This window comes from Marinobacter goseongensis, from assembly GCF_023156235.1.
GTDB lineage: Bacteria > Pseudomonadota > Gammaproteobacteria > Pseudomonadales > Oleiphilaceae > Marinobacter > Marinobacter goseongensis.
In genome coordinates, this window is sequence record NZ_JAKZAI010000005.1 from 17,380 (window position 1) to 35,922 (window position 18,543).

Here is an 18,543-nt window from a genome sequence, read left to right on the forward strand (position 1 = left end):
TGATCATCCGCCCCCCGTTTAACGGCCTTAAATATCCTCGGGCAGGATCAGTTCGTAGACCATCCCGAGCCCGTTGGTAAACCCGCCCAGACCGTTTCGACCGCCCCGGTCCGACGTGAAATACATTCGTCCACCATCCGGCGAGAACGCGATCCCTGCAATTTCCGAGGCGTCCTGCCCGACTATCTGTAACAGCGGTTTCAGGTTGCCATCCGGAAGGATCACTACGACCTGCATGTCACCCCCGTCCTCCGCCACCAGAATGTCCCCCTGCGAGGTGACAAACAGGTTGTCCACACCGGAGAGAATGTCCTTTGGCGCAACCGCCGTGGCGCGGTCATAGATCACTTCAATGGTCTGGGCCAGCGTATCGACGGCCCAGATCCGGTCATCGCCCTTGGTGGCGAAGTAGACAACGCCGCGGAAGAACCAGACACCTTCGCCGCCATCGAAAACGGTCGATTCCGGTAACCGGTTCTGGTGCTGCGGTTCGTGGGGGTTCTGGACATCCACCCAGGTGATCGCCTGGGGCCCATCCACGGCAGCTTGCACGCCATTTCCGCCCACGGCCAGCATTTGCAACCGGCCAGCCTGCAAGGCGGCTCTGTCGCTGCCTTCCGGCCAATCAGAAGGATCCGGAATCCATCGGTAAAATCGTCCGTCCGGCATGTCCTCCGTGAGGTAGAGCAGGCGCTCGTCCGGATCGATGGCAATGGCTTCATGGGAGAAAAAGCCGAGTGTCGGTCGCGGCACGCCATCACCGGGCTGATACGGGTCACACTCCCAGACCTGGCCGTTGGGGAATTCCTCACAGGACAGCCAGGATTTCCAGGGGGTCACGCAACCGGCGCAGTTGAAGGTCGTGCCAGTGAGGATGGTGTACGAGTCCACCAGCGTCCCGTCCGGATCGAAAACCAGCGTGCCCACCTGAGCCAGGCCCGGAGTGAACTCCTCAAGCACATTGGTAAGATCCGCCAACTGGGGGAAGGTGAAGCCGATGCTGCCGACGCCGGGCACTTCGCTGTTGCTGATGTAGATCCAACCGCCGTTATCACGGGGCACCACCCCACCGCCATCCGGGAAAATATGCCACGGCCGGTTCCCGATACCCCCGGTGCGGGGACCCATCACAGCCATCCCTTGGGGCTGTGGCAACTCTCCGTTGATCGCCACAATCCGGGTGGCAAAACCCTCGGGCGTGCGAACGCCATGAACGTCGGGTGCCCGCAAAGGACCGATATTCCTGAAACGCCCGAGAAGCTTTTCAACGGTTTCGGGCAGTACTTCTCCGTCCGGAGCCTCTCCCATGCCCGGCGGTGGCGGCAGGGTGGCGCCTGAGGCGCCGGAACCGGAACCGCCACACCCCGACAACCACGAGGCAGAACCCACGGCACCTGCGGTAAAAAACAGGGTTCTCAGAACGTCTCGGCGCGACCAGTGGGGACCCTGGGGGATAATGGATCGGGACATCGTGTACTCCTTAGCTGACAGTTTCACGCACGGGCGGATGCACCAGCGCCGTGCGGACGGCGCGAGGCGTGGACCGGGGCCGATCCTGGTAAATGCGGCTGCTGCCGCTGTCGACACCCACCACCTTGCTCATGGCCAGATCAATCTCGCCGAGCTGATCGACACTGGAGATGCTCCTGACATACAGAAACTCGGCCTGGGTACGCTGGGCTGTCACATCCACCAGCATGAAGCCCGGCGATTTGAGCTCCACGTACTTCATGTGCGGATTGGCCAGCTGGACAGCGACACCCGCAAGACCGGCGATTTGCTCGGGAAAACCCGGAGAGGTAACCGAGGGCGTCACGAACTCGGCGGCAAGGGGATCCGTCAGCGCGTTCTCCAGCAGACTGCCGGGATCCGCGTAGACTTCGTTTGCCCAGGAGGTGTGGATGTCCCCGGTGAAAAATACCGTGTTATCGATGCCCTGCCCGGACAGGGTCTGGAGTATCGCCTCCCGGTCAGCCACATAACCGTCCCACTGGTCCATGTTCAGTGACAGCAACTGACCGTTGAAGGCGGAGATATCCTCCAGCCCCAGGGTGCGGGCCGCGTCCAGCGTCCGGACAATGTTCAGCTCGGAAAACATGACCTGCTGACCAATCATCCGCCAGTGGGCGTCGGACGTCATCAGACCCTCCCTGAGCCAGCTCATCTGCTGCTCACTCATGATGCGGCGCTGGTCGTCAAAGCGGGCGGGATCGGCAGGCGAAGACACCTGCGCATCCCGACCCTCAAGGCGGGTGTCCAGCATAAAGAGGTCAATCAACCGGCCGAACTCGAAGCGTCGCCAGATCCGACCGCTGTCTGCGACCACCTCGCGAATCGGCAACCACTCGAAATAGGCCTGGATCGCGGCCTCACGGCGATTGGTCCAGGCGCCCTCGGTCGCTTCATCGTGGTTCTCCGCGCCGTCCCGATGACTGTCGTTGGCAGACTCGTGGTCATCCCAGATGCAGATCATCGGAAACTGCTGATGTACCGCTTGCAAGTTGCTGTCGGTCTTGTACTGGGCGTGGCGCTGCCGGTAATCCGACAGTTCGAGAATCTCATGGGCAGGCAGCGGGTCGCGGTCGGGAAAGTCACCGTACTCACCCGGACCGTATTCGTAGATGTAGTCACCGAGGTGCAGGATAAAGTCCAGGTCGCTCTGGTCACTCACGGCTTTATAAACGGAAAAAAGACCAAAGGCATAATTCGAGCAGGACACCACGGCGAATCGGGCACGTTCAGCCGGCATACCCGAAGCTGGGAAGGTGCGGGTTCGGCCCACCGGGGAAGTCTGATCACCGACAGAAAACTGATAGTAATACCAGGTGTCCGCCTGCAATCCCGCCGCATCCACCTTGACGCAAAAATCCTGAGCCTGTCCGGTGGTTGTCTGGATCTGACCAACGCGTTCCTGCATGTCCCGATCCCGGGCAACGGTTACCCTGACCGGTATGACACCTGCGTCCCGGGCAAGCGCGTCTGCCGGAGTGACACGGGTCCACAGCACGACGCGGTCGGCGAGAGGATCGCCTGAGGCAACGCCGTGGTTGAATGCGACCGCAGGAACGCGCTGACTGTTGCTGTCACCGGCGACGTTACCTGGCCCGGAGACTCTGGCCGCGGCCCCGCTGCCCGAACCACCGCCCCCACAGGCCGTCAACGCGCCGAGAGATGTGGCGGCGAGGCCCTTGAGCACCACACGGCGTTGCTTGTTCATTCTGCTCTCCGGATTCTTGATTGTGAGCCGACGGTCGTCGATCACTTGTTGTGATGGAGATCACAGATTGAAAACAGTCTATTACTCGCGAATGACAGGCACCCCGCACATTGGGCCAAATTAACCGGTTACAGATCTACAAACCGCAAAACGCGAAATCCACATCCGGCGTGCGACCGTCAATGATGTCCGCTATGGCCGCGGCAGAACCGCAGGAATGGGTCCAGCCCAGGGTGCCATGGCCCGTATTTAGATACAGATTGCCGAAATGACTTTTACCGATGTAGGGCACATTGGATGGCGTTGCCGGGCGCAGTCCGGTCCAGAATTCAGCCTGGTCCCAGTACGCGGCCTCAGGCATCACTTCCGCGGTGCGGCGGACGATCGCCCGGCACCGGGTGTAATCCAGATCCCGGTTATAGCCGTTGAGCTCGGCGGTGCCGGCAACACGGATGCGATCCCCGAGGCGTGAGTACACCAGTTTGTACTCGTCGTCAGTCAGGCTGACCTTGAACGCCGCGGCCTCGTTCCTGACCGGTACGGTGATGGAATACCCCTTGGCGGGGTAGATATTCAGGAACAGACCCAGTTGCCGCGCCAGTATCGCACTGAAGCTGCCCAGGCTAAGCACATAGGCATCGGCACGCTGGGTTTCGTGGCGGCCCTCACAGAGGGTCTGCACACCAAGAACCCGCTCCCGGGTCTTGTCGAAACCGAGGATGTCGGTGCCGTACAGAAAGTGCACGCCGGCTTCCTCTGCCTTGCGCGCCAGTGCCTGGGTGAACTTCCGGGCGTCGCCGGATTCGTCCTCGGAGGTGTAAGTGGCCCCGGCGATGCGATCGCGGATCGGCGCCAGCGCCGGCTCCAGCTCAACGGCGCGGGCAGCATCGATCACCTGGCGGTCGCAACCGAGATCCCGCATCAGCCGTGTGGGCTCAAGAGCGGCATCGAATTCCTGCTGACTGGTGTAGAAGTGCAGTATGCCCTTCTCGAGGTGATCGTACTCCAGCCCGGCCTCCTGGCGCAGGGCCTGCAACTGCGATCGGCTGTAGGTACCCAGGTTCACCATCTGGCGAATGTTATAGGCCGCACGCGCCGACGTGCACTCCTTGAGGAAAGACAGCGCCCAGCGCCACTGGGCCAGGTCAAAACGGGGCCTGAACAACAGCGGCGCGTCCGGTTGGGTCAGCCACTTGAGTACTTTCAACGGCGCCGAGGGGTTGGCCCAGGGCTCGGCGTGAGACACCGATATCTGCCCACCGTTGGCATAACTGGTCTCCAGGCCGGCTTTGCTCTGCCGGTCAATAACGGTGACCTCATGGCCTTGTTTGCGCAAAAACCAGGCGGTGGTAACACCAACAACACCTGCACCCAGCACCATTACGTGCATCCTTATCCTCCGCTAAGCGTGAGTCCCGTGCGGGACACCATGGACCGGGCCCCAGTCTAGCGTCCGGGGCCGGCATTGGGTGTTAGATCATCAGCCGCCGGCCCGTTTGACGGTCCAGCCTTTGGCCTGAAGCAGCGGCACGAGGATGTCCCGCTGGTCCCCCTGGATTTCAACGACACCGTCCTTGACGGTGCCGCCGGTCCCACACCGGGCTTTCAGTACCTTCGCAAGGGCCTTGAGTTCTTTATCGTCCAGGGGGATTCCGGTCACAAGGGTGACGCCCTTGCCCTTGCGACCCTTGGTTTCGCGACTGACCCGCACCACCCCGTCACCGGCCGGCCGGGACGGCTGGCCGCAGCAACAGTCAGCAACGGGATGGCGGCAGTCCGGGCACATGCGCCCCTGCTCAGTGGAAAAAACCAGGCCACCAGCCGATCTCGACTTCATTGGTACTCCGATTACAGTGTTTCACGCCCTACTTCAGTCCCGGGGGGTACTCGGTAAACATGTCCGCGACTACTTCGTCGATCAGCTCGCGGCGGTATTCCGGCGATTGGTCCTCGTTGAGGTAACGCCGGCTTGCCGCACGCCACACCACACGCTCGCTCTGCGCATCAACAAGCTCGACCACCAGCTTACCTTCCTGCACTTCACGAATCGGCGGTGCCGTAGACAGCCCCCAGCCAAAGTTACCACGACCGATGCCGAGACCGAACCCCAGGCCGGAACGTTCGAGCCGTTCCTCCTCGACAATTTGCCAGGTCACCAGCAAATCCGCGGCATCTGCCCCGGCCTTGTCGAGCCCCCTCCGGTTCAGCTCGCGCTCAACCGCAGCGCGAATCCGGCTATCATCCAGCGATTCGAAAGACGCACTGTCGCCACCGCGCTCGGGGAACGCCCAGGATGAGTAGTTACCGAAAACGGCGGCCGAGTCGTAATCGGTCACCACGTTGCTGGCACAACCGGCCAGCAACAGCATCGTCAGGGATGCCACAACCGCGCGAATCGTCATAGTACACCTCATGTCTGATTTCCTTGTGTAAAGTATACGCACTCCGAACGGTCAGAGATGTAGCGAGGGTTCCCTACCTTTCGAAACGGTAATCGAGTTTGTGGGCCTCACAAAAAGCGGCAAAGGCCTCGCTATGATCCGCCGGCACCTGCACCCGCGCGTTGACGCTGGCACCGTACTCCACCGCGACCAACAACGCCTCGTGAGTTTCGCACCAGTGCCGCAAGGGCTGCTCATCGGCAAACCCCATGGTCACATCAACCGCGTCCATGGCCTGCTGCACCGACCGTTCCACTGCAGACAACACGCTCTCGGCAGCTCCGGCGTAGGCGCGGACCAGGCCGCCAGCACCCAGTTTGATGCCGCCAAAATAGCGAATCACCATCACCAGCACGTCCCCCATATCCTTGTGCTGGATCACCCCGAGAATCGGCTTACCCGCGGTGCCCGACGGCTCGCCATCGTCGTTCATCGCCGCTTCCGCCGCCGATCCCGGGCGCCCCAACTGGTAGGCCCAGCAGATGTGGCGGGCGTCCGGATGATCCCGGTGGGCCTGATCAAGCCACGCGCGCACCTCGTCACGGCTGCTCACGTGAGCAATACGGGCGATAAACCGGCTTTTCTTTATCTCCGTTTCCCGCTCAAGGTATCCTGCGGGAACAGGGTAGTTCTTGTTCATCTACTCGCGCTCCGCGCACACCGAGGAAATCCAACGTGGAAAATGAAGACGATCCCGTCTCAGCTGGCACCGCACCGCCTGCGAAAATCCGAAAAGCCGGCTGCGGCATCCGCTATGACGAAGGCGAAATTGAGGGCATCGATTTCTCTCGCGCAGCGGAACTCAAACCTGACGCCCCGGCTACCGATGTGTCAGCTGACATCGGTAAAGACCGGCAGGATGACGGTCACCCGAAGCCCGCCTGAAACAGCAAGATCTGCCCGAATGTCACCATCATGGGCCGCCACAATGTCCCGCGCAATGGCCAGCCCGAGGCCCCAACCCTTACCTCCACGGGATTTGTCAGCCCGGTAGAACGGCTCGAACAGATGGGGCAGCATCTCCGGGGGCACCCCCGGGCCTTCGTCCTCGATCACCGTGACCAGAGCGCCATCCACCTTGTTCATGCAGACGTGAACCGCATGACGCGGGCTGGTGTGATCGAGGGCGTTCTGTACGATGTTATCGAAAGCCCGTTGCAACAATCCCTGATCTCCCAGCACGGATACCCCCGGACAATCCGGACTGATCGTTAACTGGCAGTCCACCCCCCGATGCTCGGCATAGTCGGCTGCGTCCTGCAGCACATCGTTGATCACGATCACCGGCTGAACCGCCTCGCGGGGAATGTCGCGCCCCTCTTCCGACACCCGATAGAGCGTGAGAATCTGCGAGGTCATGGCTTCCAGGCGCTCGTTCTGGCGGAGAATGCTCGCCAGCAGGTCTTCGTCCGTTCCGCTTTCACTGGCCAGTTCGATGGCGATCCGCTGCCGGGTCAGCGGCGTTCTCAGGTCGTGGGAAATGTCCCGCAGCAGATGTTTCTGCCGATCAAGCAGACTGCAAAGCTGCTCGGTCATGGCGTTGAAAGCAGCCGCCAGCTGCCCGACTTCGTCCCGCCGGCCGGCAATCTGGTCACTGACCCGCAACTGGGTGTTACCGCCAGCGATGTCCCGGGCAGTGGTTTCCATATGTCGGAGCGGTCGCGAGACCAACCGGGCAATCCACCAGCAAGCCAGTGTAATCAACACAAAAGCAAGCGCCATCTCCAGCACACGGAAAAAGCGCGGGTCGAGCCAACCCTCACCGTCCATCCGTGGCCAGGCCACCAACCGGTACCCCTCACCAACCTCAATCACCGCGGGGCGCTGCCGGTACCAGCCTGACTTCAGGCGCTCACGGATGGCCGAGGGCAAGCGGCCATCCTGCTCATCGTTCTCCACCAGAATGAGGTGCAGTTCCAGGCGTTCGCCCTGCGCTCTCAGAAAGCGCCAGGCCGGCCCCCGGCCCTCACTCCGGCGCACCGTTAACGCCTCCAGGCCCAACTCCCTCAGGCCGACCTGACGCTCGATGGACGCGCGCTCACGATCCATAAGCGCCCGTGTGGCAACGTTGCTGATCAGCATGGTGATCGCCATGGCCAGCCAGATAGACAGGAAAATTCGCCAGAACAGCGGAAACACCACGCGCCGCGTCATGCCGGCACCCGATAGCTGTAGCCCAGCCCTCGCACGGTCTCGATCCGTGGCGGATCGTCGTTACCCAGCTTCTTGCGCAGGTTGCTAATGTGCATGTCCAGGGTCCGGTCATGGGCTTCGAGCCGTCGTCCCAGCGCCCACTGCATCAGGTCGGTTTTACGGACCACGCTGCCGGCATGGGCGAGCAACACCTGAAGCACCTCATATTCCGTGGCGGTGAGTTCGAGCGGGTTGTCATCCTGATAGATCCGGCGATGGGCAGGCTCCACCCGCAGGTCGCCATAGGTGCGGGAAGCGTCCAGATCAACCGCCTGATCCCAGGCGATGCGGCGCAGCAGGGCCTGCAGCCGCGCCACCAGTTCCCGCGGGTTACAGGGCTTGGGGATGTAATCGTCGGCCCCCACCTCGAAGCCGACAATGCGGTCGGTCTCATCACCCCGGGCCGTGAGCAGCACCACCGGGAGGTGGGTTTCGGCACGCAGGGCCCGCAACACGTCGAGTCCGCTGATGTCCGGCAACATGATATCCAGCACTACAATGTCGCAGTTCTGGCCACGGGCCAGCGACAGCCCGTCGTTGCCGGTCGCCGCCTCGCGCACACTGAAACCCTGATTGGTCAGGTAGCGGGCCAGCAATTGCCGTAGCTCATCGTCGTCCTCAACCAGCAATACCCTGTTCTGCATGACTCTCCTCCCGATTGACACGATTCAGTCTAACACGCTGGCCTGCGGTGTCTTTTTCTGGCGATTTTCCTTTGCACAACCTTTACACGGCACTGACACCGGCTGACAGGTTTGTCCGTTAGCATAATCCTCACTGTCACGGGGCTGCTTCGGCGGCTCTACCAATGAGCAAGAGGGTCCAACGATGATCAAACACCCATCCCCCCGGTTTCTCGCCAGCGTCTTTCTGTCCGCAGCGCTATTGGCCAGCCCGCTGGCGCTCGCCGGCAATCACGGAGACAAACATCACGGCCACCACGGCAAGTACAACAACGCCGAAATGTGTGAGCAGATGCGCAACGACACCGGCAAATTCAGCCCCGAGAACCGCGAGGCGCGGATGCAGGAATACCAGGCCAAAATGGAGCAGCGCCACGCCAGGATGGCCGACCGCCTCAAACTGACCGACGAGCAGCGCGAGATCTGGGACGAGATCCATCAGGAGAAGCAAGAGAAACGCGCCGCTAAGATGGAGAAATGGCAGGCGAAAATGCAGGAACACTGCGCCAGCCAGTGATCAGTTGCGGGGTTCTGGCGTATGGTATCGGGTATCACCAAGGAGGTTGCCCGACCATGGCCGAACCCGGCTCCCCAATTCCGCTCGTTCGTTTCTGCACATCCATCGAAGACATTGCAGAAGCGGACTGGGATGCATTCTGCCCCGGCTCGTACCCGTTTCTCAAGCACCGCTTTCTGCGGGCACTGGAGGCCAATGGCTGCACCACCAGTGAATCCGGCTGGACACCCGCACACCTGACTTTCTGGCTGGACGGCGATCTGGCCGGCGTGGCGCCCGCGTGGCTGAAAGCCCACTCCATGGGCGAGTATGTGTTTGACTGGGCCTGGGCCGATGCCTACCGGCGCTACGGCGAAGAGTACTACCCCAAACTGTTGATCGCCGTGCCGTTCACCCCCTGCCAGGGGCCGCGCCTGCTGCTGGGTGAGACCCTGCGCAAGGGTTTGACGCCCGAGCTGCTTCACAAACTGCTGGACAGCGCCTGTGATGCCCTGGGCGCCCACTCCTGGCACGTACTGTTTCCCAACGCCGATGATCAGCAACTGCTTGAAAAGACCGGGGAGCTGCACCGTCTCGGGTGCCAGTTCCATTGGCGCAACCATGGATACCGGGGATTCGACGATTTCCTCGGCGCGCTCACTTCACGCAAGCGCAAGTCCCTTCGTAAGGAACGCCGACAGGTCAGCGAGTCCGGCGTATCTTTCCGGCGTTTTTCCGGCACAGACATGCCGGCGCAGGTGCTGTCGGCCTTCTATGTGTTCTATCAGGCAACCTATCTCAAGCGGGGCCAACGCCCTTACCTGAATGAGGCTTTCTTCCGCCAGCTGCGCACGGCCATGCCCGAACAGCTGTACCTGGTGATGGCGATCAGGGACGACGACATGATCGCAGGCTCTCTTTTCCTGACCGGTGATGACACACTTTACGGCCGCTACTGGGGCTGTCTGGAAGAGTACGACTTTCTGCATTTTGAAACCTGCTACTACCAGGGCATCGAGCTGGCCATAGATCTCGGCCTGTCCACTTTTGACGCCGGCGCCCAGGGCGAGCACAAGCTGATCCGTGGCTTCGAGCCGGTGGTCACCCACTCCTGGCACGGCATAGTCCATCCGGGATTTCACGAGGCCATTGAACGATTTACCGCCGAGGAGGCGGAACACGTCCGGCGCTATGTTGATGATGCCAGGGAGGCCCTGCCGTTCCGACAGGAGAATACTGGTTAATTTTTATACGATCTTGTAATAACCTGAGCGTGGGTTTCCTGATAATTTCAGAACCCCTCCTTCAGGCATCGGGACAGGTCACACACCATGGATACGGATCAGATCATCAGCCTCATGGACCAGAACAGCATTGCCCTCGTGATATCAGCGGTCGCGCTGATCGTGGCGGTGGGCACTCTCGTATATTCGTCCAGCGCCCGGCGAAACCAGGCTTACCTGGATGCCCAGCTCAAGCAACGCACGGAAACCCTCTGGCGCGATATGGACGAACTTCGCATCAACCAGTTCAATGGCACCCCGCCGCCCCTGCTCGGTGCCGCAGGCGGTGCTCCCGAATCGGCCCAATTCTCTGCCGAGAAGGCCGCGTACGACATTATCTGGCCGCAACTGTGGTTGCTGCACGACCGGCTGGGCATGTTCCTGCGCACAGTGGAATCCGGCGAGCCGGCCGGTGAACTCCGGCTGGAAGCGCGTAACGCCGCACTGGAAGCGAGGAATGCGTTGAATCGTCATCGCCCCTACTGCCATGAGGAAGTAGACACGCTGGTCACCAGGGTGATTGATACGGAGATCAAGGCACATCTCGCCGCCTGCCAGTACATGGATCTGCTGAAAGATACCGCCACCTCCGACACCACCCACGACCGCAATATCCAGCGGGAGAAATTCCACCTGCTGTACGATGGGGAGGCGCGGGAACTGATGAATCAGGTGGTTTCCATTATCCGACGACGCACCCTCAGGACAAGCTGAATGAGACGATTTTTGAAAGTAACCACCTGGTTCTTCGGTGGTTTGTTCATGATGTTGGCCGGCCCTCTGCTGCTGGCCACCAGCGGCACCCTGCACAGCGCCGAAAGCTGGCAGACCGCGTCCAGGGACAGCGCCGGAATCGCCCCGCTGGCGGCGGAAACCGAAGAAGCCATCATTCAGGTGTACGGTGCCCGGGCCTGGAGCTGGCGCGGCTATTTTGCCGTGCATACGTGGATCAGTACGAAAGAAAAAGCAGCGGAGCAGTATTACGTGCATGAGGTGACTGGCTGGCGTCAGTACGTGGTAAATTCACGCCCCGGAGACCCGGACCGCCGCTGGTATGGGGCCGAACCGGTGCTGTACGCCGACATTCGTGGCGAGGAAGCCGAAGCCCTCATTCCCGGCATTTACGAGGCGGTGCAGACCTACCCCTATCCAGACGAATATGAAGCCTGGCCCGGGCCCAACAGCAACACCTTCGTGGCCTGGGTGATTCGCGAAACCGAGGGCCTGGACGTGGCTCTGCCGAACCATGCCATCGGCAAGGACTATCTGGGAGATCGCGTGGGCGCATCGGTCCCCGGCGGCTCGGGCTATCAGCTCTCACTGGGGGGCTATTTCGGTTTGCTGGCCGGCGTTCGGGAGGGGCTGGAGCTGAACGTGCTGGGCTTGTCGCTGGGCATAAACCCGCTGGGTCTGGGTATCAAGCTACCGGGCATTGGTGAGCTGGCACTGAGGAATACCAATCCGATGGCCTCCGAATCTGGAGAGTAATGTCAAGACGACGGTGGCCTGCCCGAAGCTCAGAACAGATAACGCACCGCCGCAGCGGCGGCAATCCCGGCAGCGATCGACGGCAGCGGTTTGCGCAACACCAGCATGGTCACTGCGGTGACCAGCAGAGCCGCTCGGGCGCCGGCATCGCCGTCAAAGGCCATGGGCACAACAATGGCGATCAGCACCGAGCTGGCCATGGTGTTGATAAAGCTTTCGACGCGCGGGCTGATCCGCACGAACGACATGGCGAACACGCCGCCATAGCGGGTTGCCAGCGTCACCACCGTCATGATGGCGATGAGCAGCAATATGCCGGAGGTGGTGGTCTCGATGGTCATACCGGTTTTTTCTCCAGCCAGAACAACCCGACCACGCCACCCGCCAGGGCGCCGACCACAACGTGTGTGTGAGGGGGCAGATACCAGTAGGCGGCCAGCGCGGCGGCCGCGGCGACAGCCCAGGCAACCAGAATGCGAGGGGATTTTTTGCCACCCAGAGCCATAGCGAGCAGGAAGCAACCGAGCACCATGTCCAGGCCCAGGCTCTGGGGGTCTTGCAGCAGGCGACCGAAGTAAACGCCCATCAGGGTGCCGATCATCCAGGCCAGCCACAATGCCAGCCCGCCGCCAAGAATCACTTCCAGATTACGCCGGCCACTCTGATATTCCTGGGCCGACACCGCCCAGTTGGCGTCGGTCAACAGCAGCAACACGCCATAGCGCTGACGGGGCGGTAACTCTTTGAGCATCGGGTACAGTGACGCCCCCATCAACAGATGGCGGGAGTTAATAGCGAACACCACGGCGATCAACGGTAACACTGAAACCTGGGCGCCCCACATATCGACGGCCGCAAACTGGGACGCGCCGGCAAACACGGTTGCGCTCATCAGCAACGCCTGCAGCGGCTCCAACCCCTTCTGGATGGCCGCCAGGCCAAAGGCAGCACCAAACGCCACCACAAACAAGGAGATGGGAAGCAGCCGGACAAACTCAAGGCGCACCTTGGCCGGCTGAAGCTGATAAGGATAGGAAGCGACAGACATCAGAGAAAACTAAGTCAGAATCCTCAATCAGCGTATAGGTAGTTACCCGCAGACACGGCCTAATGCACGATGTGCACCCGACCGTCTGCCGCAGCAAACGGGTTGTTGAAGCTGCTGCCCTCGCCCTGCAATTTCGCTTCAGGGTGATTCCTTGCCATCACTTCCTTCATTTGCTCTGCATCGGCCTTGGGCACATCCACCATGACCAGGTGCCGTCCGGATTCGATGTCACCGTGGAATTTCCGGATGCGGTAGTTCTCCGTGCCGATACCGCCAAAGCCGCCGAGCCAGCCGCCGGCAATGACCGCGAACACGCCCATCGCAACATATGCAGAGAGCGGCCAGCCAAAGCCGCCCCACGTGGCAATGGGTACCACGAAAAACAGTGCGAACAGGCCACCGATGATCATTCCCCGTTCCACAAACCGGGGCAGATCGGTCTTATCAAGCACGCTGGCGGTGTGCAGCCTGTGGGTATAGAGCCCTGCCTCATCCTTGCTGAAGATGTGGAACCGCCAGTCGGTAATGCCACGCTCGTGCAGATCCTCGGAAATACTCTCGACACTGTCGATAGTGTCCACCAGATAGAAGAGCCGTTTCATAATCGTCCTCCACTCAGATGCCCTGAGTCAGATGATGTGACTTGATTATAAAAAAACCAACACAGCTAACCTGATGATTGTTCAAATCGTTTTACGATAAGCAAAACCGGGATATGGCGACTGCATCTAAAGATTCCGGTTTCAGCGTTGACGTTAACGTCAATTGCAGCTAATTTGTTTTTCGTTCCGCCCCAAAAGGGCACTCCAGAACGGAGCACCGGGACACCTGAAATCGAACCGCCGGCCAAAAGCCGGACGACAAGAACAAGATACCCGCTCATGCCGAGATCCGGCCAGGTGGGAGAGGATTTCACACATGCCACATGTTTCACGCACCCCCGACGGGCTGCGTCCCGTCAGCCTTGACGATGTCTGGGAAAAAAATTCCGGCACTGTCTACATGAACGGCAGCCAGGCCCTGGCCCGCCTTCCCCTGCTGCAAGCCCAGCTTGATCGCGCCAACAGCCTCAATACCGCCGGCTTTATTTCCGGCTACCGCGGCTCGCCCCTTGGCGGTTTCGACAAGGTGCTGTGGAAAGCTCGCGATTATCTGAAAAAACAGAACATCCACTTTCTCCCGGGCATCAATGAGGACCTGGGTGCAACGGCGGTCTGGGGCGCCCAGCAGGTCAATATTTTCGAGGGCGCCCAATACGATGGCGTGTTCAGCCTGTGGTACGGCAAGGGTCCCGGTGTCGACCGCACCGGCGATGTCTTCAAACACGCCAACGCAGCCGGCACCTCCCGTTTCGGTGGTGTGCTGGCCGTGGCCGGCGACGACCATGCCTGCAAGTCCTCCACGCTGCCCCATCAGAGCGACTACGCCTTTCTCGATGCCGGGATGCCGGTACTGAACCCGGCGGGCATCCAGGACATTCTGGACATGGGCCTGTATGGCTGGGCCATGTCCCGCTTCAGCGGCTGTTGGGTGGGCTTCAAGGCCCTGGCAGAAAACATGGATTCGTCCATTTCCGCCAACATTGATCTCAGCCGCATCGACATTCGCCTGCCACGCGAGTTCCCGATGCCCGAAGGCGGGCTCAATTCCCGCTGGCCGGACAAACCCATGGCGCAGGAGGAACGCCTGCACCGCTATAAGCTGGAGGCCGCCAAAGCCTTCTGCCGCGCCAACCGGCTCGACCACACCGTGTATTCCGCCCGCCAGCCGAGATTTGGCATTGTCACCACCGGCAAAGCCTATCTGGACGTGATTCAGGCCCTGGCCGACCTCGGGCTGGGCCAGGAAGAACGCGAAACCATCGGCCTGACCGTCTATAAGGTCGCCATGCCCTGGCCGCTGGAGCCGGAGGGCATCTACGAATTTGCCACGGGCCTGGAAGAAATCCTGGTAGTGGAGGAAAAGCGGGGGCTGATCGAGGATCAGCTCAAAACCCAGCTCTACAGCTGGCAGGATGGCCAACGGCCCAATGTCATCGGCAAACGGGACGACCACGGTCACGATCTGCTGCCGACCATTGCCGAACTGACCCCCGCCATGGTGGCCCGCGCCATCGCTTCTCGGCTCGACGGCCGCTACTGCAACGACACCCTGCAGAAACGCCTGGACTTCCTCACCGAAAAAGAACACAGCCTCGCCAACCCGCGGGAGCGTCTGGAGCGCACCCCGCACTTCTGCTCCGGCTGCCCCCACAACACCTCCACCCAGGTGCCGGAGGGCAGTCGTGCCCTGGGCGGCATCGGTTGCCATTACATGGCCACCTGGATGGATCGGGGCACCGACACCTTCACCCAGATGGGTGGCGAGGGCGTGACCTGGCTTGGCCAGGCGCCCTTTACCAGCCAGAAGCACGTGTTCCAGAATCTCGGCGATGGCACCTATTTCCATTCCGGCGTGCTGGCCATTCGCGCGGCCATTGCCTCCGGCGCCAACATCACCTACAAAATTCTCTACAACGACGCCGTGGCCATGACCGGCGGCCAGCCGGTAGATGGCACCCTCAGCGTGCAGCAGATCAGCCACCAGCTCTACGGCGAGGGCGTTCGTCGCATTGCCGTGGTCAGTGACGACATTGACAAGTACCCGTCCCGCGCGGACTTTGCCGACCGCACCACCTTCCATGACCGCAACGACCTGGACGCGGTTCAGCGGGAACTGCGGGAGCTCGAGGGCTGCTCGGTGATCATCTACGATCAGACCTGCGCCGCCGAAAAACGTCGCCGTCGTAAACGCGGCACCATGGCCGATCCCGACCAGCGGGTGATGATTCACTCCGACGTGTGCGAGGGCTGTGGCGATTGCGGCATCCAGTCCAACTGCCTGTCGATCCTGCCCAAGGAAACCGACGCGGGCCGCAAGCGCACCATCGACCAGTCTGGCTGCAACAAGGATTTCTCCTGCGTGCGTGGCTTCTGCCCCAGCTTTGTCACCGTCAAGGGCGGCAAGCTAAAGAAGCCTGCCGGCGTCAGCGCCGACGTCGACTTCCCTGCCCTGCCCGAGCCAACACCGGTGTCCGGCAACGACCCCTACGGCATTCTGCTCACCGGCGTGGGTGGCACCGGGGTGGTGACCGTCAGCGCCCTGCTGGGCATGGCGGCTCACATCGAAGGCAAAGGGGTGTCGGTGCTGGATCAGACCGGCCTGGCGCAGAAGTTCGGCGCCGTGGTCAGCCACATACGCATTAGCGACCGCCAGGAAAACATTCACGCGGTGCGGATTCCCGCCGGCGAAGCGGACCTGATGCTGGCGTTTGACCTGATGGTGGCGGCCACCGACGACGCCCTGGCGAAACTGGACACCCGTTTTTCCCGCGCGGTGGTCAATGCCGAGCCGGCGATGCCCGCAGCGTTCACCCGCGATCCGGATATCCAGTTCCCCGGCGAATCCATGGAGCAGAGTGTGCGGGAGGCCTGCCGCGCCGACGGCAGCTGGTTCCTCGATGCCGGTGGTCTGGCCAAGGCGCTGATGGCCGATGGCATGGCGGTGAACCTGTTTACTGTGGGCTTCGCCTATCAGCAGGGCCTGCTGCCCCTGAGTGCCCAATCCATCGAACGTGCCATCGAGCTGAACAACGTGTCCGTCGAGAAAAACAAGCAGGCCTTCCTGTGGGGCCGCCGCGCTGCCCATGATCTGGAAAAGGTCAGGGCGCTGGCGTTCCCGGCACCGAAAGCTGCCGGCGCACAGACGGTTCAGGTGATGGAAACCACCGATCAGTTGATCGAACGCAACAAGGCGCACCTGACCGACTATCAAAGCATCGCACTGGCCAGACGATACGAGAAACTGGTGCGCGCTGCGGAGAAAGCCATTGCTGGCAGGCTGGGCCGCGACCCGATGCTGTTCCGCGCCATTGCCGAGAACTACGCGAAGGTGCTCGCGTACAAGGACGAGTACGAAGTGGCCCGCCTGTTCAGCAATGGCAGCCTGCGCAAGCAACTTGCCGAAGAGTTCGAGGGCGAAGTGGAGCTGGAATTCAATCTGGCGCCCCCGCTTCTGAGTCGCAGCAAGAACGGGGAACGGCCGAAAAAGCTCAAATTCGGAATGTGGATGGAAACCGTGTTCGCGCTGCTGGCCAAAGCCCGGGGTCTGCGCGGCACCCCGCTGGACCCGTTCGGCTACACCGCCGATCGCCGGCTGGAACGCAGGATCATCCGGGAATACGAGGCCGACGTGGCCTTCCTGCTCCGGCATCTGAGCTCGGATCACGCCGTGGCGGCCCGCAACCTGGCTAGCCTGCCGGCCAAAATCCGCGGTTACGGCCCGGTGAAAGAGCACGCTTACCAGGCCACCCGCAAGGAACGCAACCAGTGGCGGGCCGAGCTCAACCCGCAGGCGCGGGAACATCAGCAAATCGCCAACGCGGCGGTCTAAACTGTAAACAGGGCGGCCGGCCTCTACCTTGGGGCCGGGCCGGCTGCCCGCTCCATCAAGTCGCTTCCGCAGGCCTCACAAGGGCAGCGGCGGCCACGGACGAGAGGCAAAACGCCATGAACGTATTCAGCCATCCCGAGTTCGACAACCACGAACACCTGTCCTTTTTCTGTGACCCGGAAACCGGACTGAAAGCCATTGTGGCCATCCACAACACCTCCCGCGGCCCGGCCCTGGGCGGATGCCGCATGTTCCCCTACGCCACGGACGAAGAAGCCCTGCGTGATGTGCTGCGGCTGTCCCGGGGCATGACCTACAAGTCTGCCCTGGCCAACCTGGATCTGGGCGGCGGCAAGTCGGTGATCATTGGCGATCCCCGCAAAGACAAAACCGAGGCACTCATGGAAGCCCTCGGCCGCCATCTGGAAAGCCTGGGCGGCCAGTACATTGCCGCGGAGGACTCGGGTACCAGCGTACCGGACCTCAAGGTGATGGGTCGTCACACCCGGCACGTCGCCGGTATTGCCGACCGCACCGGTTTTGACGGCAACCCCAGCAACGGCGACCCCTCGCCGGCCACGGCCTATGGCACGTTCATTGGCCTGCAGGCCGCTGTAAAGCACAAGCTGGATCGCACCGATCTGACTGGCCTGAAAGTCGCCATTCAGGGCATTGGCAACGTCGGTTTCCGGCTCGCCCGGCACCTGAAAGAGGCGGGCGCGGAGCTGTGGGTCTACGACATCCACGAGGACAACATGCAGCGGGCAGTGGATCAGCTGGGCGCCAGACCGGCGTCTGCTGAGGACATTCTGTTCCTGCCGGTGGATGTGGTGGCTCCCTGCGCCATGGGCGCGGTGCTGAACGGCGACAGCATCCCGCGGCTGCGGGCTCCGATCGTTGCCGGTGCCGCCAACAACCTGCTGGCGCGCCCGGAACACGACGCCATGCTGCGGGATCGGGACATTCTCTATGCCCCGGACTTCGCCATCAACGCCGGCGGTATCATCGATGTGTTCTATGAGCGCACCGGCGCCACGCCGGGCACCGTGCGCGCCCATGTGGACACCATCGGCGACACCCTGACCGAAATTTTCAACCGTTCCAGCCGTTCAGGCCGCCCCACCGGGGCCATCGCTAACGAACTGGCGGAAGAGCGGTTTCACAAACATACCGCGGGTGCCGGGCTGGCGCCTGAGCGGTTGGCTTGCACCGGGTAACCTGACACCGGTGCACCCCCCTTGGGAGCTGCAGGCTTCTGCAGTT

18 protein-coding genes are annotated in these 18,543 nt (G+C 61.7%); 7 read left to right on the forward strand and 11 right to left on the reverse strand.

Annotation, left to right across the window (positions count from 1 at the left end; translation table 11 throughout):
• Positions 1–27: 27 nt before the first annotated feature.
• The 6 genes from MLC70_RS05125 to MLC70_RS05150 all read right to left on the reverse strand — a co-directional run bounded on the left by MLC70_RS05125 (position 28) and on the right by MLC70_RS05150 (position 6,298).
• Positions 28–1,470: an alkaline phosphatase PhoX gene (locus MLC70_RS05125; protein WP_248182009.1), complete on the reverse strand. Its 1,443-nt coding sequence runs from the start codon at positions 1,468–1,470 to the stop codon at positions 28–30.
• A gap of 10 nt (positions 1,471–1,480) precedes the next feature.
• Positions 1,481–3,217, reverse strand: a complete 1,737-nt coding sequence (locus tag MLC70_RS05130; RefSeq protein WP_248182010.1) for an alkaline phosphatase D family protein — start codon at positions 3,215–3,217, stop codon at positions 1,481–1,483.
• A gap of 136 nt (positions 3,218–3,353) precedes the next feature.
• Entirely contained in the window at positions 3,354–4,607 is a 1,254-nt protein-coding gene (locus MLC70_RS05135; protein ID WP_248182011.1) for a D-amino acid dehydrogenase, read from the reverse strand.
• A 90-nt stretch (positions 4,608–4,697) separates the two neighbouring features.
• Positions 4,698–5,054, reverse strand: a complete 357-nt coding sequence (locus MLC70_RS05140; protein ID WP_248182012.1) for a translation initiation factor Sui1 — start codon at positions 5,052–5,054, stop codon at positions 4,698–4,700.
• Positions 5,055–5,082: 28 nt separating this feature from the next.
• On the reverse strand, positions 5,083–5,619 hold the full coding sequence (locus MLC70_RS05145; protein WP_248182013.1) for a DUF4136 domain-containing protein: 537 nt from the start codon (positions 5,617–5,619) through the stop codon (positions 5,083–5,085).
• A 73-nt stretch (positions 5,620–5,692) separates the two neighbouring features.
• The gene (locus tag MLC70_RS05150) at positions 5,693–6,298 is read right to left on the reverse strand and encodes a YigZ family protein (protein ID WP_248182014.1); all 606 of its coding nucleotides are present in this window, start codon (positions 6,296–6,298) and stop codon (positions 5,693–5,695) included.
• Positions 6,299–6,333: 35 nt separating this feature from the next.
• Here MLC70_RS05150 and MLC70_RS05155 point away from each other — a divergent pair, with 35 nt between their 5' ends.
• Complete coding sequence (locus MLC70_RS05155) at positions 6,334–6,543, forward strand: hypothetical protein (RefSeq protein WP_248182015.1); 210 nt, start codon at positions 6,334–6,336, stop codon at positions 6,541–6,543.
• Here the strand turns inward: MLC70_RS05155 and MLC70_RS05160 are convergent.
• Entirely contained in the window at positions 6,490–7,812 is a 1,323-nt protein-coding gene (locus tag MLC70_RS05160; RefSeq protein WP_248182016.1) for a sensor histidine kinase, read from the reverse strand. The genes MLC70_RS05155 and MLC70_RS05160 overlap by 54 nt on opposite strands.
• A complete protein-coding gene (locus MLC70_RS05165) occupies positions 7,809–8,495 on the reverse strand; it encodes a response regulator transcription factor (protein ID WP_248182017.1) in 687 nt (228 codons plus the stop codon). The genes MLC70_RS05160 and MLC70_RS05165 overlap by 4 nt, the downstream gene beginning before the upstream one ends.
• Positions 8,496–8,679: 184 nt before the next feature.
• On the opposite strand from MLC70_RS05165, the gene MLC70_RS05170 reads away from it, so the two are divergent.
• The 4 genes from MLC70_RS05170 to MLC70_RS05185 all read left to right on the forward strand — a co-directional run bounded on the left by MLC70_RS05170 (position 8,680) and on the right by MLC70_RS05185 (position 11,801).
• Positions 8,680–9,051, forward strand: coding sequence for a Spy/CpxP family protein refolding chaperone (locus MLC70_RS05170; protein WP_248182018.1), 372 nt, complete (start codon positions 8,680–8,682; stop codon positions 9,049–9,051).
• A gap of 56 nt (positions 9,052–9,107) precedes the next feature.
• Positions 9,108–10,274, forward strand: coding sequence for a GNAT family N-acetyltransferase (locus MLC70_RS05175; RefSeq protein WP_248182019.1), 1,167 nt, complete (start codon positions 9,108–9,110; stop codon positions 10,272–10,274).
• Between the two features lie 87 nt (positions 10,275–10,361).
• On the forward strand, positions 10,362–11,027 hold the full coding sequence (locus tag MLC70_RS05180) for a hypothetical protein (protein ID WP_248182020.1): 666 nt from the start codon (positions 10,362–10,364) through the stop codon (positions 11,025–11,027).
• Positions 11,028–11,801, forward strand: a complete 774-nt coding sequence (locus MLC70_RS05185; protein WP_248182021.1) for a DUF3750 domain-containing protein — start codon at positions 11,028–11,030, stop codon at positions 11,799–11,801.
• A 29-nt stretch (positions 11,802–11,830) separates the two neighbouring features.
• On the opposite strand, the gene MLC70_RS05190 is transcribed toward MLC70_RS05185, so the two are convergent.
• From MLC70_RS05190 to MLC70_RS05200, 3 genes are read right to left on the reverse strand one after another with little or no spacing between them, the layout of a single operon-like run.
• On the reverse strand, positions 11,831–12,142 hold the full coding sequence (locus MLC70_RS05190) for an AzlD family protein (protein WP_248182022.1): 312 nt from the start codon (positions 12,140–12,142) through the stop codon (positions 11,831–11,833).
• Positions 12,139–12,849 carry an AzlC family ABC transporter permease gene (locus tag MLC70_RS05195; protein ID WP_248182023.1) on the reverse strand — a complete coding sequence of 237 codons (711 nt, stop codon included), beginning with the start codon at positions 12,847–12,849 and terminating at the stop codon, positions 12,139–12,141. The genes MLC70_RS05190 and MLC70_RS05195 overlap by 4 nt, the downstream gene beginning before the upstream one ends.
• A gap of 59 nt (positions 12,850–12,908) precedes the next feature.
• Entirely contained in the window at positions 12,909–13,451 is a 543-nt protein-coding gene (locus MLC70_RS05200; RefSeq protein ID WP_248182024.1) for a hypothetical protein, read from the reverse strand.
• Positions 13,452–13,767: 316 nt separating this feature from the next.
• Here MLC70_RS05200 and MLC70_RS05205 point away from each other — a divergent pair, with 316 nt between their 5' ends.
• Together MLC70_RS05205 and MLC70_RS05210 are read left to right on the forward strand one after the other, a co-directional pair.
• Positions 13,768–17,280, forward strand: a complete 3,513-nt coding sequence (locus MLC70_RS05205; protein ID WP_248182025.1) for an indolepyruvate ferredoxin oxidoreductase family protein — start codon at positions 13,768–13,770, stop codon at positions 17,278–17,280.
• A 116-nt stretch (positions 17,281–17,396) separates the two neighbouring features.
• Positions 17,397–18,497, forward strand: coding sequence for a Glu/Leu/Phe/Val family dehydrogenase (locus MLC70_RS05210; RefSeq protein WP_248182026.1), 1,101 nt, complete (start codon positions 17,397–17,399; stop codon positions 18,495–18,497).
• Positions 18,498–18,543 lie beyond the last annotated feature (46 nt).

What these genes read in the sequence shown, in the direction of transcription:
- MLC70_RS05180 (WP_248182020.1), top strand. Translation starts at nt 10,362, where the DNA reads ATGGATACGGATCAGATCATCAGCCTCATGGACCAGAACAGCATTGCC.
- MLC70_RS05170 (WP_248182018.1), top strand. Translation starts at nt 8,680, where the DNA reads ATGATCAAACACCCATCCCCCCGGTTTCTCGCCAGCGTCTTTCTGTCC.
- MLC70_RS05195 (WP_248182023.1), bottom strand. Translation starts at nt 12,849, where the DNA reads ATGTCTGTCGCTTCCTATCCTTATCAGCTTCAGCCGGCCAAGGTGCGC.
- MLC70_RS05135 (WP_248182011.1), bottom strand. Translation starts at nt 4,607, where the DNA reads ATGCACGTAATGGTGCTGGGTGCAGGTGTTGTTGGTGTTACCACCGCC.
- MLC70_RS05190 (WP_248182022.1), bottom strand. Translation starts at nt 12,142, where the DNA reads ATGACCATCGAGACCACCACCTCCGGCATATTGCTGCTCATCGCCATC.
- MLC70_RS05145 (WP_248182013.1), bottom strand. Translation starts at nt 5,619, where the DNA reads ATGACGATTCGCGCGGTTGTGGCATCCCTGACGATGCTGTTGCTGGCC.
- MLC70_RS05165 (WP_248182017.1), bottom strand. Translation starts at nt 8,495, where the DNA reads ATGCAGAACAGGGTATTGCTGGTTGAGGACGACGATGAGCTACGGCAA.
- MLC70_RS05160 (WP_248182016.1), bottom strand. Translation starts at nt 7,812, where the DNA reads ATGACGCGGCGCGTGGTGTTTCCGCTGTTCTGGCGAATTTTCCTGTCT.
- MLC70_RS05150 (WP_248182014.1), bottom strand. Translation starts at nt 6,298, where the DNA reads ATGAACAAGAACTACCCTGTTCCCGCAGGATACCTTGAGCGGGAAACG.
- MLC70_RS05205 (WP_248182025.1), top strand. Translation starts at nt 13,768, where the DNA reads ATGCCACATGTTTCACGCACCCCCGACGGGCTGCGTCCCGTCAGCCTT.
- MLC70_RS05130 (WP_248182010.1), bottom strand. Translation starts at nt 3,217, where the DNA reads ATGAACAAGCAACGCCGTGTGGTGCTCAAGGGCCTCGCCGCCACATCT.
- MLC70_RS05125 (WP_248182009.1), bottom strand. Translation starts at nt 1,470, where the DNA reads ATGTCCCGATCCATTATCCCCCAGGGTCCCCACTGGTCGCGCCGAGAC.
- MLC70_RS05175 (WP_248182019.1), top strand. Translation starts at nt 9,108, where the DNA reads ATGGCCGAACCCGGCTCCCCAATTCCGCTCGTTCGTTTCTGCACATCC.
- MLC70_RS05185 (WP_248182021.1), top strand. Translation starts at nt 11,028, where the DNA reads ATGAGACGATTTTTGAAAGTAACCACCTGGTTCTTCGGTGGTTTGTTC.
- MLC70_RS05200 (WP_248182024.1), bottom strand. Translation starts at nt 13,451, where the DNA reads ATGAAACGGCTCTTCTATCTGGTGGACACTATCGACAGTGTCGAGAGT.
- MLC70_RS05210 (WP_248182026.1), top strand. Translation starts at nt 17,397, where the DNA reads ATGAACGTATTCAGCCATCCCGAGTTCGACAACCACGAACACCTGTCC.
- MLC70_RS05140 (WP_248182012.1), bottom strand. Translation starts at nt 5,054, where the DNA reads ATGAAGTCGAGATCGGCTGGTGGCCTGGTTTTTTCCACTGAGCAGGGG.